12 protein-coding genes are annotated in these 14,419 nt (G+C 72.9%); 8 read left to right on the top strand and 4 right to left on the bottom strand.

The window, feature by feature from the left end; translation table 11 throughout:
• Positions 1-37 precede the first annotated feature (37 nt).
• On the bottom strand, positions 38-1,957 hold the full coding sequence (locus ACLQ20_RS22770; RefSeq protein ID WP_151456913.1) for a helix-turn-helix domain-containing protein: 1,920 nt from the start codon (positions 1,955-1,957) through the stop codon (positions 38-40).
• Positions 1,958-1,971: 14 nt separating this feature from the next.
• The gene (locus ACLQ20_RS22765) at positions 1,972-2,754 is read right to left on the bottom strand and encodes a 3-hydroxybutyrate dehydrogenase (protein WP_425857647.1); all 783 of its coding nucleotides are present in this window, start codon (positions 2,752-2,754) and stop codon (positions 1,972-1,974) included.
• 210 nt (positions 2,755-2,964) lie between these two features.
• Between ACLQ20_RS22765 and ruvC the strand changes: the two genes are divergently transcribed.
• The 8 genes from ruvC to ACLQ20_RS22725 all read left to right on the top strand — a co-directional run bounded on the left by ruvC (position 2,965) and on the right by ACLQ20_RS22725 (position 12,377).
• The gene (gene ruvC / locus ACLQ20_RS22760) at positions 2,965-3,492 is read left to right on the top strand and encodes a crossover junction endodeoxyribonuclease RuvC (RefSeq protein ID WP_132240119.1); all 528 of its coding nucleotides are present in this window, start codon (positions 2,965-2,967) and stop codon (positions 3,490-3,492) included.
• Positions 3,489-4,091, top strand: coding sequence for a Holliday junction branch migration protein RuvA (gene ruvA, locus ACLQ20_RS22755; RefSeq protein WP_151456909.1), 603 nt, complete (start codon positions 3,489-3,491; stop codon positions 4,089-4,091). The genes ruvC and ruvA overlap by 4 nt, the downstream gene beginning before the upstream one ends.
• Positions 4,088-5,158: a Holliday junction branch migration DNA helicase RuvB gene (gene ruvB, locus ACLQ20_RS22750; RefSeq protein WP_425857645.1), complete on the top strand. Its 1,071-nt coding sequence runs from the start codon at positions 4,088-4,090 to the stop codon at positions 5,156-5,158. The genes ruvA and ruvB overlap by 4 nt, the downstream gene beginning before the upstream one ends.
• Before the next feature lie 138 nt (positions 5,159-5,296).
• Entirely contained in the window at positions 5,297-5,641 is a 345-nt protein-coding gene (yajC, locus tag ACLQ20_RS22745) for a preprotein translocase subunit YajC (RefSeq protein WP_192581554.1), read from the top strand.
• Positions 5,642-5,898: 257 nt separating this feature from the next.
• Entirely contained in the window at positions 5,899-7,830 is a 1,932-nt protein-coding gene (secD, locus tag ACLQ20_RS22740; RefSeq protein WP_425857643.1) for a protein translocase subunit SecD, read from the top strand.
• A 1-nt stretch (position 7,831) separates the two neighbouring features.
• Complete coding sequence (gene secF / locus ACLQ20_RS22735; RefSeq protein ID WP_151456488.1) at positions 7,832-9,025, top strand: protein translocase subunit SecF; 1,194 nt, start codon at positions 7,832-7,834, stop codon at positions 9,023-9,025.
• Positions 9,026-9,126: 101 nt separating this feature from the next.
• Entirely contained in the window at positions 9,127-9,693 is a 567-nt protein-coding gene (locus ACLQ20_RS22730; RefSeq protein WP_151456489.1) for an adenine phosphoribosyltransferase, read from the top strand.
• 170 nt (positions 9,694-9,863) lie between these two features.
• Positions 9,864-12,377, top strand: a complete 2,514-nt coding sequence (locus ACLQ20_RS22725; protein ID WP_151456490.1) for a RelA/SpoT family protein — start codon at positions 9,864-9,866, stop codon at positions 12,375-12,377.
• Positions 12,378-12,507: 130 nt separating this feature from the next.
• Here the strand turns inward: ACLQ20_RS22725 and ACLQ20_RS22720 are convergent, their stop codons facing one another.
• Positions 12,508-13,347: a peptidylprolyl isomerase gene (locus ACLQ20_RS22720; protein ID WP_151456491.1), complete on the bottom strand. Its 840-nt coding sequence runs from the start codon at positions 13,345-13,347 to the stop codon at positions 12,508-12,510.
• A gap of 65 nt (positions 13,348-13,412) precedes the next feature.
• The gene (locus ACLQ20_RS22715; protein ID WP_425857639.1) at positions 13,413-14,300 is read right to left on the bottom strand and encodes a peptidylprolyl isomerase; all 888 of its coding nucleotides are present in this window, start codon (positions 14,298-14,300) and stop codon (positions 13,413-13,415) included.
• Between the last annotated feature and the right edge of the window lie 119 nt (positions 14,301-14,419).

Raw genomic sequence — 14,419 nt, 5'->3', positions numbered from 1 at the left:
AGGCCGGCGGTCAGGGCGGCGGGGGCTCGGACGGCCGTCAGGCGGCGGGCGTACGCAGGCGGTGCAGGCGCAGGGCCAGCTGCACCTCCAGCGCCCGCTCCGGCTTCTGCCAGTCCGCGCCGAGCAGCTGCCCGACCCGCTCCAGCCGCTGGGTGACCGTGTTGACGTGCACGTGCAGCAGCTCGGCGGCCCGGGCGAGGCTGCCGCCCACCCCGAAGTACGCCTCCAGGGTCCGCACCAGCGCGGTGCCCCGCCGGGCGTCGTAGTCGACGACCGGCCCGACGGTGGCGGTCAGGAACCGGTTGACGTCCTTGTCGCCCCCGTCGCCGACCGCGCCCAGCAGCAGCCCGACGAAGCCCAGCTCCGCCGTGCTCGCCCCCTGCCCCGAGCGGCCCAACGCACCCAGCGCGGTCAGGCACCGCTCCGCCTCGGCGAACGTCGCGGCCAGCGACGCCGGCCCCGTCGACGGGCCGCTCGACCCGGCGGTCACCGGCCGGCCGGTCACCCGGGACAGGTCCCGGGCCACCGCCCGGGCGCTGCCGCCCGCGTCCTGCCCGGGCAGCATCAGCACCACCCGCCCGTCGCGGGCGGCGGCCAGCCCGCCCCGGGTCGAGGCGTACGTGGTGGCCCAGGAGAGCACCCGCTGCCGGGCCGAGCCGGTGGCGGCGATGGCGTCGTCGCCGACCGCCACGAGCACGTGCGGGGCATCCAGGTCCACCCCGAGCCGGCGGGCCCGGCTGCGCAGCGCGTCCGTGTCCCGCAGCGGCCGGGCGATCAAGTCGTCGAGCAGCTCGCCCCGGACCCGCCCCTCCGCCTCGGCGACGGTACGCCGGAACAGCAGCAGCAGCGCCGTCACCAGCGACGCCCGCTCCAGGATCCGCTGGTCGGCGTCGACCAGCTCGTCGTCGGGGCGCAGCACCAGCGCGCCCATGTTCTCCGCCCCGGCCACCACGGCGGCATACCAGAGCCGGCCCCGGCGCACGCTGCGGCCCTCCGTACGCGACGCGGCCACCGCCTCCACCATGTCCGCCCGGTCCGGCTCCTCGATCTCGCCGACCCGGGCCAGCAGCCGGCCCTCCGCGTCGAGCGCCAGCAGCGCCCCGCCGAGCACGTCGGTGACCGCCGCGGCGACGTCCTCCACGCCGCCCCCGCGCAGCACCAGCGCGGTCATCCGGTCGTGCGCCGCCGCCGCCCGCTCCACGGAGCTGCTGTGCGCCCGGATGGTGGTGTTGGCCGTCGACAGCTCCTCCAGCGCCGCCTGCGTCTCCGCGAGCAGCCGCGCGGTGTCGATCGCCACCGCCGCGTGCGCGGCGAGGGAGACCAGCAGCGCCACCTCCTCCCGGACGAACGGCCGGGCCGAGCGGTTGGCCGCGTAGAGCACCCCGATCGAGGTCGAGCCGAGCCGCAGCGGCACCCCGAGGATGGCCACCAGGCCCTCCTCGCCCACGCCGGCGTCGATCTCGCCGGTGTGGTGGAAGCGGTCGTCCTCCGGGTAGTTCGCGGTGACGTACGGGGCGCCGGACTGGGCCACCAGGCCGCCGAGGCCCGCGCCCATCGGCAGGCGCAGCTGCTGGAAGCGGGCGGAAACCGAACCGTCGGTGACCCGCATGTACGTGTCGCCGCGCTCCTCGTCGTCGAGGGTCATGTAGGCCACGTCCGCGCCGAGCAGGTTGCGCGCCCGGTGCACGATCGCGCGCAGCACGTCGTCCAGGTCGCGCAGCCCGGCCAGGTCGCTGACCGTGTCGTACAGCCCGGAGAGCTCGACCTCCCGGCGGCGGCGGCGTTCCAGCAGCGCGCGGACCCGCAGCGCCACCGTCTTGGCCTGCTCCAGCTCGGCGAGCCGCGCGGGCGGCAGCCCGGCGGCGCGCGCGGCGATGAGCGGCCCCTCGAACTCCACCGCGGCGGCCTCGCGGGCGAGCAGCTCCAGGAACTCCACCGGTGACGACATGACCGACATTGTGCGGCTTGCCACTAGTTCGCCGTCCAGCCCCCGTCGAGCGCGATGGACGCGCCCGTGATGAACGCCGCCGGCGGCGAGCAGAGGTACGCCACGAGTTCGGACACCTCCTCCGGCTCGATCAGCCGCTTGATCGCCGCCCGCGCCAACATGATCTTCTCGACCACCTCGCTCTCGGGGATGCCGTGGCTGGCGGCCTGGTCGGCGATCTGGCTCTCCACCAGCGCGGTGCGCACGTACGCCGGGTTGATGCAGTTGGCGGTCACGCCGTGCGGGGCGCCCTCCAGCGCGACCACCTTCGACAGCCCCTCCAGCGCGTGCTTGGCGGAGACGTACGCCGACTTGTACGGCGAGGCGCGCAGCCCGTGCACCGAGGAGATGTTCACGATCCGCCCCCAGCCCCTGGCGTACATGTGCGGCAGCGCCCGGCGGATGATCAGGAACGGTGCCTCGACCATCACCCGGTGCAGGTGGCCGAAGCGCTCCGCAGGAAACTCCTGCACCGGCGCCACGTGCTGCAGGCCCGCGTTGTTCACCACGATGTCCACGTCGGCGTCGAGGCGGTCCACCGCGTCCGGGTCGGCCAGGTCCACGCCCTCGGCCCGCCCGCCGGCCTCCGCCGCCACCGCCTTGGCCGCCTCGATGTTGCGGTCCACCACCAGGACCTCCGCGCCGGCGGCGCCCAGCCGCAGGGCGCAGGCCCGGCCGATGCCGCTCCCGCCCCCGGTCACCAGGGCGGTACGACCAGCGAGGTCGACGTGTACGACGTGGGGGACCGCCACGGGTTCTGCCGTCATGGCGCATGAAGTTACGAGCTGTGTGTCCGGGCGCACATGGGCCGGCGACACATACTCATCGCCCGGCATGTGTGGCCGCCGCGCGCCCCGGCGGCGTGTCGGCGCGCCCGGCGTGTCCCCGGCGGCGGGGTGTCGCCCGGCTCGGTAGGGTGTCGAACACACGTACTGCTGGCGGCTGGGGTCTCGCTGGCGGCTGGGGGAGGAGGCGGCGTGCGGGTGCTGGGCGTCGACCCGGGGCTGACCCGGTGCGGGGTCGGCGTGGTCGAGGGTGTGCCGGGGCGCCCCTGCACGCTGATCGCCTACTACGTCGTCCACACCGATCCGGACGACGATCTGGCGCTGCGCCTGCTGCACCTGGACCGTTCGCTCACCGATCTGGTCGCCGAGCACCGGCCCGACAGCGTCGCCGTCGAGCGGGTCTTCAGCCAGCACAACGTCCGCACCGTGATGGGCACCGCCCAGGCCAGCGGGATCGCCGTGCTCGCCGGCGCCCGCGCCGGGCTGCCCGTGCAGACCTACACGCCCAGTGAGGTGAAGGCGGCCGTGACCGGTTCCGGCCAGGCCGACAAGGCGCAGATGACCGCGATGGTCACCCGGCTGCTGCGGCTGGCCGAGCCGCCGAGGCCGGCGGACGCCGCCGACGCCCTGGCCCTGGCCATCTGTCACGTGTGGCGCGGCGGGACGCGTTCCAAGCTGGCCGCCGCGGCCGACCGGGTACGACGAGGAGGAGCCAGATGATCGCCAGCGTGCGCGGGGTGGTGACCGCGACCGGTCCGGATCACGCCGTGGTGGAGGTCGGCGGGGTGGGCCTGGCGGTGCAGTGCGCCCCGGGCACCCTCGCCGACCTGCGCATCGGCCAGCCCGCCCGGCTGGCCACCAGCCTGGTCGTCCGGGAGGATTCGCTCACCCTCTACGGCTTCGCCGACGACGACGCCAAGCAGTTGTTCGAGCTGCTCCAGACCGCCAGCGGCGTGGGCCCCCGGCTGGCCCAGGCGGTGCTCGCCGTGCACACCCCCGACGCGGTGCGCAAGGCGATCGCCAACGCCGACACCGCCGCGCTGACCCGGGTGCCCGGCATCGGCAAGAAGGGCGCGGAGCGCCTGGTCCTGGAGCTGCGCGATCGCGTCGGCCCGGTGCCGGTCGGCGCCGACGGCGCGGCCGGGGTCACCGGCGGCGCCTGGCCCGAGCAGGTCCGGCAGGCGCTGGTCGGGCTCGGCTGGACGGCCGGGCAGGCCGACCAGGCGGTGGCCGCCGTCGCGGAGACCATCGACGGTGACGTGCCGCCGGTGCCGGTCCTGCTCAAGCAGGCCATCCGGCTGCTGGGCCGCACCCGGTGACGGGCTCCGACGGCGGGCTGGTCTCCGCCTACGTGCACGATGCCGACCTCGACGCGGAGGCCACGGTCCGGCCGAAGCGGCTGGAGGAGTTCATCGCCCAGCACCGGGTCCGCGACCAGCTCGACCTGCTGCTCCAGGGCGCGATGCGGCGCGGCTCCCCGCCCGACCACATCCTCCTGTCGGGCCCGCCCGGCTTGGGTAAGACGACCCTGGCCAACATCGTCGCCGCCGAGCTGGGCTCGGGCATCCGGGTGACCAGCGGCCCGGCGATCGAGCGCTCCGGCGACCTGGCGGCGATCCTGACCAGCCTCGCCGAGGGCGACGTGCTCTTCATCGACGAGATCCACCGGATCGCCAAGCCGGCCGAGGAGTTGCTCTACAGCGCGATGGAGGACTTCCGGGTCGACGTGATCGTCGGCAAGGGTCCGGGCGCGACGGCGATCCCGCTGGACGTCGAGCCGTTCACCCTGGTCGGCGCGACCACCCGCTCCGGCCTGCTCACCGGGCCGATGCGCGACCGGTTCGGCTTCGTCGCGCACCTCGACTTCTACTCGCCGGCCGACCTGGAGGTGCTGCTGCGCCGTTCGGCCCGGATCCTCGGCGTGCCGATCACCGACGACGGCGCCGCCGAGGTCGCCGGCCGCTCCCGGGGCACGCCCCGCATCGCCAACCGGCTGCTGCGCCGGGTCCGCGACTTCGCCGAGGTCCGGGCCGACGGGGTGGTCACCCTGGAGACCGCCCGGGCCGCCCTCATGGTGTACGACGTCGACGCACTGGGCCTGGACCGGCTGGACCGGGCGGTGCTGACCGCGCTCGTCGACTCGTTCCGGGGCGGGCCGGTCGGCCTGTCCACGCTGGCCGTGGCGGTGGGTGAGCAGCCGGATACGGTGGAGGAGGTCTGCGAGCCGTTCCTGGTCCGGGCCGGCCTGCTGGCCCGTACGCCGCGCGGCCGGGTCGCCACGGAGGCCGCCTGGCGGCATCTGGGCCGTACGCCGCCGAATGGTACATTTGGCGCGAATGCTCCTGTGGCGCCCGATCTGTTCTCGACGGATGCCGATCAGCCGTGATGTGAACGTGATCTGTGCCGCATTCGGCGTTCCCAGGTGCAGGGATTAGACTCGCGCCGGTCTGTACAGGACGTGAGAATCCGCTTCCGCTCCGGCGCGCCCGCGCCGGGCCGGGGGCCAATGGGAAGGTCTTTCACCGTGCTTTACGCAGCAGAGGGCGGCGGGGGTGCCGGCAGCCTGACGCCGATCCTCATGATCGCTCTGCTCTTCGGCGTCATGTACTTCATGATGATCCGCCCCCAGCAGAAGCGCCGCCGTGAGGCGGAGTCCATGCAGTCCGCCCTCGCGCCCGGCGACGAGGTGGTCACCATCGGTGGCCTCTACGGCACGGTCACCGGCGTGGACGACGACACCGTCCTGCTCGAGGTCGCGCCCGGTGTGCAGACCCGCTACGCCCGTCCGGCCATCGCCCGGGTCGTCAGCCAGGCGGAGCGCCCGGCCGACGAGCCGGTCGCCGAGGACGCGGACGTCGTCAAGGAGTGACGGTCGCTCCCGCCCCGCGCGGGGTGGTGGTCGCCGGACTCCGGTGACGACTTTCCCCGACGGGGCAGCGGAGGCGACGTGAAAACTGGATAGTTGGGCCCGACGCCGGAAGTCGGCTCGTCCCGTTCCGCCCGGCGCCCCCGCGCCGAGCCCGGAGCCGGATGCCGCCCTCCGACGCCGGCCCGTCGGACCCGCCGGCCGGACCGGCCGACACCCGCCGCACCAGCGGCGCGACCGTACAGGGAGACAGGACAGCCGTGGCACCACCTCAGGGACAGATGCGGCCCGGACGGCAACTGGCCGTGCTCGGGCTCATCTTCGTCGTCCTCTATCTTTTGGTGTTCTTCGCGGGCGGCGCCAGCGGCGGCTTGAAGGACAGGCTCGAGCCCAAGCTCGGCCTGGACCTCGTCGGCGGCACCCGGCTGACGCTGGAGGCGACCAACAGCATCGGTGGCCAGGCCCCGACGGCGGAGAACCTCGAAGAGGCCCGCCAGATCATCGAGAGCCGCGTCAACGCCTTCGGCGTCGCCGAGGCCGAGGTGGTCACCGAGGGCAACCGCAACATCGTGATCTCCCTGCCCGGTGAGAACCGCGACCTGACCGAGGTGGGCAGCGCCGCCGAGCTGCGCTTCCGCAAGGTGCTCAAGGCCGCCGACGGCAGCGGCGCGGCCACCGCCCCGCCGCCCGCCGCCACCCCGGCCCCCTCGGGCAGCGCGGCCCCGGCCCCGTCGGGCAGCGCGAAGCCTTCGGGCAGCGCCGCCCCGTCGGGCAGCGCCGCGCCGAAGGCGACCGCGTCGCCCAGCGGCGGCCAGGGCGGCATGGCCCCGGCCCCGAGCGCCAGCGCGTCGGCCGCGCCGAGCGCCACCCCCTCGGCCGGCGCCGCCACCCCGACGCCGAGCGCCAGCGCCGAGCCCGTGCCGCAGAGCATCGAGGACCAGCGCAAGGCCGTCGAGCAGAAGGTCGGCGCCGCCGCCTGGGCGGCCGCCAGCGGCCTCCAGGCCCCGGCCGACCTGACCGCCGACCCGTCGCTGGCGGAGAAGCTCAAGCCGTTCGCGGCTCTCGACCCGCGCGAGGTCGCGGTGCTGCCGGCGACGATGCAGTTCAACGTGCCGCAGATCAGCTGCGCCCAGCTCGACAAGCGCCCGCCGGCGTCGATCTCGGCCGCCAACCAGCAGGCGGTGGCCTGCGAGGACGGCGCCGCGAAGTACCTGCTCGACCAGGCGAAGGTGCTGGGCACCGACGTCGAGGGCGCCAGCGCGGTGCTGGACCAGACCAGCCAGTGGGTCGTCAGCCTCGACTTCTCCGGCCCCGGCCAGGACAAGTGGACCAACCTGACCCGCGAGGCGTTCAACAACGAGGGCCAGGCCTGCGACGCCACCGCCCTCGGCCAGGACGGCAAGTGCCGCGTCGCCGTCGTGCTCGACAACGAGATCGTCTCCTCGCCCGAGATCCAGGGCGTGCTGACGGGCAACTCGCAGATCACCGGCAACTTCAACCAGCGCGACGCCAGCGCCCTGGCCGGCCAGCTGCGCTACGGCGCGCTGCCGGTGACCTTCGAGGCGCAGGAGCAGCAGAACGTCACCGCCACCCTGGGCGCCAGCCACCTGCGGGCCGGTCTGCTCGCGGCGGGCATCGGCATGCTGCTGGTCATCATCTACTCGTTCTTCTACTACCGCCTGCTCGGCTCCGTCATCTTCCTGAGCCTGGTCCTGTCGGCGCTGCTGGTCTTCGGCGCGCTGGTGGTGCTCGGCCGGCAGATCGGGTTCACCCTCACCCTCGCCGGCATCGCCGGCATGATCGTGTCACTAGGTGTGGCGGCGGACTCGTTCGTCATCTACTTCGAGCGGCTCAAGGACGAGATCCGGGAGGGGCGCAGCCCGCGCAGCGCGGTGCCGCGTGCCTGGATCCGGGCCCGCCGCACGATCATCTCGGCCAACGCGATCACGCTGATGTCGGCGGTGGTGCTCTACGTGGTCTCGGTCGGCACGGTGAAGGGCTTCGCCTTCGCCCTCGGCCTGGCCACGGTGCTGGACCTGGTCGTGGTCTTCCTCTTCCGGCACCCGATCATGACGATGTTCGCCCGCACCTCCGCGTTCCTGTCCCCGCGGGTCAGCGGTCTCGGCCGGGCGCTCCCGCCGCGGACGGCCGAGCCGGCCAAGCCCCGCAACCCGCGCGTGAAGGAGGCCTGAGATGGCAAAGAGTGGTCTCGCGAGCCGCCTCTACCGCGGCGAGGCCGGCCTCGACATCATCGGCCGGCGCAAGCTCTGGTTCGGCGTCGCGCTCGTGCTGATCCTGCTGTCGCTGCTCAGCTTCGGGCTGCGCGGCTTCAGCCTCGGCATCGAGTTCGCCGGCGGCAACTCTTTCCAGATCCCGGCGAGCGTCGGCACCCTGGAGCAGACCGAGCTGAAGGTCCAGGACGCCCTGGCCGCGGCCGGCGGCGACGCCAAGGTCGTCACCACCCAGAAGGTCGGCGGCACCGGGGGCGACTTCTACGAGGTGCGGACCACCCAGCTCGACACCGAGCAGGCCAACGCCGTCAAGGACGAGATCGCCGACGAGTTCGGCATCGACGCCGCCACCATCAGCGGCAACCAGGTCAGCGAGGCGTGGGGCAGCCAGGTCACCTCCCGGGCGCTGCTCGGTCTGGTCATCTTCATCGCGGTGGTGATGATCTACCTGATCCTGCGCTTCGAGTGGCGGATGGCGGTCGCCGCGGTCTCCTCGCTGATCATGAACCTGATCCTCACCGCCGGTATCTACTCGCTTGTCGGCTTCGAGGTCACCCCGTCGACGGTCATCGGCTTCCTCACGATTCTGGGCTTCGCGCTCTACGACGTGGTGGTGGTCTTCGACAAGGTGCAGGAGAACACGCGCGGCATCACCGCGAACAACAACCAGACGTACGGCGAGGCGGCCAACCTGGCGATCAACCAGAGCCTCATGCGGTCGCTGAACACGTCGGTGGTCGCGCTGCTGCCGGTCGGTGGTCTGCTCTTCATCGGTGCCGGCCTGCTCGGCGCGGGCACCCTGAAGGACCTCGGCCTGGTGCTCTTCGTCGGTATGGCGGTGGCGTTCCTGACCTCGATCCTGCTGGCCACGCCGCTGCTGGTGCTGCTCAAGAACTACGACCCGCGCATCCAGGCGCACAACAAGCGGGTGCTGGCCCGCCGGGGCGCGATCGCCCGTGGCGAGGTCACCGGCAAGGGCACCGCCCCGCGTACCGACGACTCCGACGACGAGCCGGTCGACCCGGAGTCGGCCGCGCTGGCCGGCGCGGCGCCGCGGGTGGGCGCCCGACCGGCCGGGAAGCGGCCGACCGGCGCCCGGAGCGGCCGACCCGCCGGCGGCGGTGGCAACCGGCCGGGTGGCGGCAAGCGGCGCTGAGCCGGGCCGGGCTGACCCGGTAGGAACCGATCCGACGGCGTCCTTCATGCTGTGCGAGCAGCATGCAGGACGCCGTCGTCGTGAAGGGGAGCGGAACTGCCGTGACGGAGACCCACAGCACCGGGGTACGGGGAGACAGCGGCCCGGCCACCGCCGCGCTGGTCGCCAGCCGGGTGCTCGACGTGCCCGACTTCCCGAAGCCCGGCGTCATGTTCAAGGACCTGATGCCGCTGTTCGCCGACGGCGACACGTTCCGTCAGGTGATCGACGGGATCGTCGCGTACCACGGGCGGGAGTCGTTCGACGTCGTCGTCGGCATCGAGGCGCGCGGGTTCGTGGTCGCTGCCGCCATCGCGTACGCGACCGGGGTCGGCGTCGTGCCGGTGCGCAAGGCCGGCAAGCTGCCCCGTCCGGCCTACTCGGCCTCCTACGCCCTGGAGTACGGCGAGGCCACGCTGGAGGTGCACGAGGACGCCTTCACGGCCGGGCACCGGGTGCTGGTGGTCGACGACGTGCTGGCCACCGGCGGCACCGCCGAGGCGACGCTGGACCTGGTGGAGCGGGCCGGCGGGACCGTGGCCGGCTTCACCGTCCTGCTGGAGCTCGCCTTCCTCGGCGGCCGGGAGCGGCTGGCCCCGCGTCCGGTGCATGCCCTGTTGACCGTTTGACCCCGCCGACCGTCGGGCGGACCCGGTGGGGACCGTCCGGCGGAGCGGCGGGGCACCGTGCGTGCGGGTAGCATTGCCCTTTGCTGACCGGGCGGGACCCGTCCGGGCGGCGCGAGACCAGGCCGGCCGGCGCACGGTCGGTGACTTCCCGGCGAGCGGTGAGGAGGCCGGTGTCCCACGATGTCGCCCCTCCGGTGGAGGGCACGGTGTACCCGACAGGCGACGCGGACGGCTCGGCGACCGCAACCAACGGTGACGCGCAGGCCCCGGAGGCGGGCCCCGGCGTAACCGTCCCGGCCGAGCCCGTACGCCCCGACACGCCGGCGGCCACGGCCGGCGGCGCGGGCGCGGCGACCGAGGGGGTCCTGCTTCCGTTCCCCGCCGACGTCGTCGGCGACCACATGCCGAGCGCCGGTTTTGCGCTCTCCACCGCGCCCACCGGCCGCCGGGTCCGGGCGCGGCTGGCCCGGTTCAACGCGCCCTGGCAGTCCTCGCAGGTCAGCGAGGTGCTGGAGCCGCTGATCTCGACCCACCGGGACGCCCACCCCAAGGCGGACGCGCGGCTGCTCCAGCGCGCCTTCGACACGGCGGCCCGCTGGCACTCCGGGCAGTACCGCAAGTCGGGCGACCCCTACATCACCCACCCGCTCGCGGTCGCCACGATCCTGGCCAACCTGGGCATGGACACCACCACCCTGGTCGCCGCGCTCCTGCACGACACGATCGAGGACACGGAATACACCCTCGACCAGATGCGGGCCGACTTCGGCGGCGAAGTGGCGCTGCTGGTCGACGGGGTGACCAAGCTCGACAAGGTCAAGCTGGGCGACGCGGCCAAGGCCGAGACGATCCGCAAGATGGTCGTCGCGATGGCCAAGGACCCGCGGGTGCTGGTGATCAAGCTGGCCGACCGGCTGCACAACATGCGTACCCTCACCTTCCTGCCCCGCCCGAAGCAGGAGCAGAAGGCGAAGGAGACGCTGGAGATCCTGGCCCCGCTGGCCCACCGGCTGGGTATGAACACGATCAAGTGGGAGCTGGAGGACCTGGCCTTCGGCACGCTCTTCCCGAAGCGCTACGAGGAGATCAACCGCCTCATCGGGGAGCACCAGCCGCAGCGCGAGGCGCTGCTGCGCCAGGTCACCCAGAAGGTGCAGACCGACCTGAAGGCCGCCAAGATCAAGGCGGAGACCACCGGGCGGCCGAAGCACCTCTACTCGATCTACCAGAAGATGATCGTGCGGGGTCGCGACTTCAACGACATCTACGACCTGGTCGGGGTGCGGATCCTGGTCGACACGGTGCGCGACTGCTACGCGGCGCTGGGCGTGATCCACGCCAACTGGCAGCCGGTGCCGGGCCGGTTCAAGGACTACATCGCCATGCCCAAGTTCAACATGTACCAGTCGCTGCACACGACGGTCATCGGGCCCACCGGCAAGCCGGTGGAGATGCAGATCCGCACGTACGCGATGCACCGCACCGCCGAGTTCGGCATCGCCGCGCACTGGAAGTACAAGGAGCACAAGGGCACCCAGATCGTCGGCCCGCCCGCGCACATCGACGAGATGACCTGGCTGCGCCAACTGCTGGACTGGCAGCGGGAGGCGGCCGACCCGAGCGAGTTCCTCGACGCGCTGCGCTTCGACCTGTCCAGCCAGGAGGTGTACGTCTTCACCCCGAAGGGTGACGTCATCCCGCTGCCGACCGGCTCCACGCCGGTGGACTTCGCGTACGCGGTGCACACCGAGGTGGGCCACAAGTGCATCGGGGCGCGGGTCAACGGCAAGCTGGTGCCCCTCGAATCGACGCTGTCCAACGGCGACGTGATCGAGATCTTCACGTCGAAGTCCGACACGGCCGGCCCGACGCAGGACTGGCTGGGCTTCGTCAAGAGCCCGCGCGCCCGCACGAAGATCCGGCAGTACTTCAACAAGGAGCGGCGCGAGGAGGCGATCGAGGCCGGCAAGGACGCGATCGTCAAGGCGATGCGCAAGCAGGGCATGCCGTTGCAGCGGATGCTCACCTCCGACGCGCTGATGGCGATCGCCCGGGACCTGCACCTGGCCGACGTGGCCTCCCTCTACGCCGCGGTCGGCGACAGCCAGGTCTCCGCCCAGTCGGTGGTGCAGAAGCTGATGGCCGCGTACGGCGGCGAGGAGGGCGCGGCGGAGGACATCGCCGAGACCGCCGTCGCCACCCGTCCGCCCCGCAGCCGGCAGAGCAGCGCCGACCCGGGCGTGGTCGTACGCGGGGTCAGCGACGTGTGGATCAAGCTGGCGCGCTGCTGCACGCCGGTGCCGCCGGACTCGGTCTTCGGCTTCGTCACCCGCTCCGGCGGCGTGAGCGTGCACCGCGACGACTGCGCCAACGCCGAGGACCTGCGGGCGCAGGCCGAGCGGGTGGTCGAGGTGAGTTGGAAGCTCACCTCGGCGTCCACGTTCCTGGTCGCCATCCAGGTCGAGGCGCTGGACCGGCACAAGCTGCTTGCCGACGTGACCCGGGTGCTCTCCGAGGAGCGGGTGAACATCCTCTCCGCGACGGTCACCACCACCCGCGACCGGGTGGCGGTGAGCCGGTTCAGCTTCGAGATGGCGGACCCGAAGCACCTGGGCCACCTGCTGGCGGCGGTCCGCAAGGTGGACGGCGTCTTCGACGCGTACCGCGTCACCTCCGGCGCCTGACCCCGCCAACCCCTCGCACACCCGCGCCCCGGCCCGGCACCGACCGAGCCGGGGCGCTGGTGTGCGGGTGGGACGGACGAGCGCCCGCCGGCGGGGCCGGCGGGCGCTCGTCGTACGGCTGGGGTGCGGGTCAGCCCTGGGGGGCGCTCATGGTGAGCTTGTTGATGGTGACTTCCTTCTTCGGGTGGCCGCCACCGGCCTGCTTCGCGAACGCCTTGTCGTCGCCCGCCGCCGCGACCTGCTTCACGAGGTCCATGCCGCCGGTGATGGTGCCCAGGACGGTGTAGTTCGGGTCCAGCGGCGAGTCGCCGTAGACGATGAAGAACTGGCTGCCCGTGCTGCCCGGCTGGCCCGAGTTGGCCATCGCGATCACGCCCTCCGGGTACGGGGGCCGCTTGTCGGTGGGCAGGTTCTCCTCAGCGAGCCGGTAGCTCGGGCCGCCGGTGCCGTCGGTCTCGCGCCAGCCCTTGCCCGTCGCGCCGGGGTCACCGCACTGGAGCACCTTGATGCCCTCGGTCACCAGCCGGTGGCACTTGCTGTTGTCGAAGAAGTTCTTCTCCGCCAGGTGGGTGAAGCTGCCCGCGGTGCAGGGCACCGCCGACCGGTCGATCGTGGCGGTGATCGGGCCCAGGTTGGTGTCGATCGTCATCGTCTGGGTGCCCGTGGCCGACTGCTGCACGGCCGGCACCCCGACGTCCTTGATCTGCGGGGACCGCTGGTCGGTGGGGATCTCGGTCCAGGCGCACTGCACGTTGCCGGCACCCGGGCCTGCGGTGTCGGTCTTGTCGTCGTCTCCGCCGAGGGTGGTGACGAGCCAGACCGTGCCGGCGACGACGAGGACCAGGACCGAGGCGGCCCCCACGATCGCCTGGGTCTGCCGGCGCTTGCGGGCCCTGGCCGCGCGCTCGGCCATCTCCTTCTCGAGCCGGGCGCGCGCCGCCGCGCGCTGCCGCTCTCTGGTGGACGTCACGCCTGGATCCTCCTGGGCTGTCGGGTGGCGCGGTCGGTGCCGCTGCGATTGGTGGGGCGGCCGGGTCAGCCGGCGCTCGGGCTGGCCGCCGGAGCGCCCGAAGCGGGCGGCGTCGGTGCCGAGGTCGCCTGCGCCACGGGCTCGCCGACGGTCAGGCTCTGCACGACCACGTCGTCGTCCTTGGGCTTGACCTTGGCCCCCGTCCCATTGTCCACGGTCGGCTTGGCACCGATCTTCGCCACCACGTCGATCCCACCGGTGACCCGGCCGATGATCGGATACTTCGGGTCGGCCGTGGTGAAGTCCTTGAAGAACATCAGGAACTGGCTGCCGTTGGCGCCCGGCGGGTTGGCGATCATCGCGACCGTGCCCTTCGGGTACGTCGCGGGCTGGCCGGCGGAGGGGCTGGCCGACGGTGACGGCGCGGTGGGCACGTTCTCGTCGTAGAACGAGTAGGTGGGGCCGCCGAGCCCGGTGCCGCTCGGGTCGCCGCAGCGCACCGCGCCCTCGGCGGTGATCTCGTGGCACTTGGTGTTGTCGTAGAACGACCGGCTGGACAGGTGGGCGATGCTCGCCGCCGCGCACGGGGCGCCGGCCAGGTCCAGCTCGACGGTGATCGGCGCACCCTGGTTGGTGGTGACCGTCATCGGACGTACGCCGTCGGTGGGCAGTCCCTCGGTGGCCGGGGTGCCGACGTCCTTGAGGTTGGTGTTCGCGGTGGCGTCCTGCGGCGTCCACAGGCAGACGTCCTCGGCGGCCGTGTTCTCCTTCGGCTCGTCGTCGAAGGCGCCCAGCGCCCACGCCGAGCCGCCCACGATCAGCGCGAGGACGACGGCGACGCCGACGCCGGCCTGGATCTGCCGACGACGCTTGACGGCCGAGGCCCGGCGGGCGAGTTGCCGGTCGAGCTTGGCACGCGCCAGTTTGCGCTGCCGGTCCCTGCTGGAAGCCACCCGTGCTCCCCTTCCTCTACCCTGGTCGTCACCGGTGGTCGGGCGTCCTGCGCCCGTTCGGCGGCGGGTGCGCCACGCCACACGCCCGCCAGAGTGTACGGCTACCGACTGGGAAAGTG

The sequence above is a fragment of the Micromonospora sp. DT46 genome (genome assembly GCF_049841735.1).
Classification (GTDB): domain Bacteria; phylum Actinomycetota; class Actinomycetes; order Mycobacteriales; family Micromonosporaceae; genus Micromonospora; species Micromonospora reichwaldensis.
The sequence above is the reverse complement of the archived record's forward strand: the minus strand, read 5'-3'. Positions and strand labels throughout refer to the sequence as shown.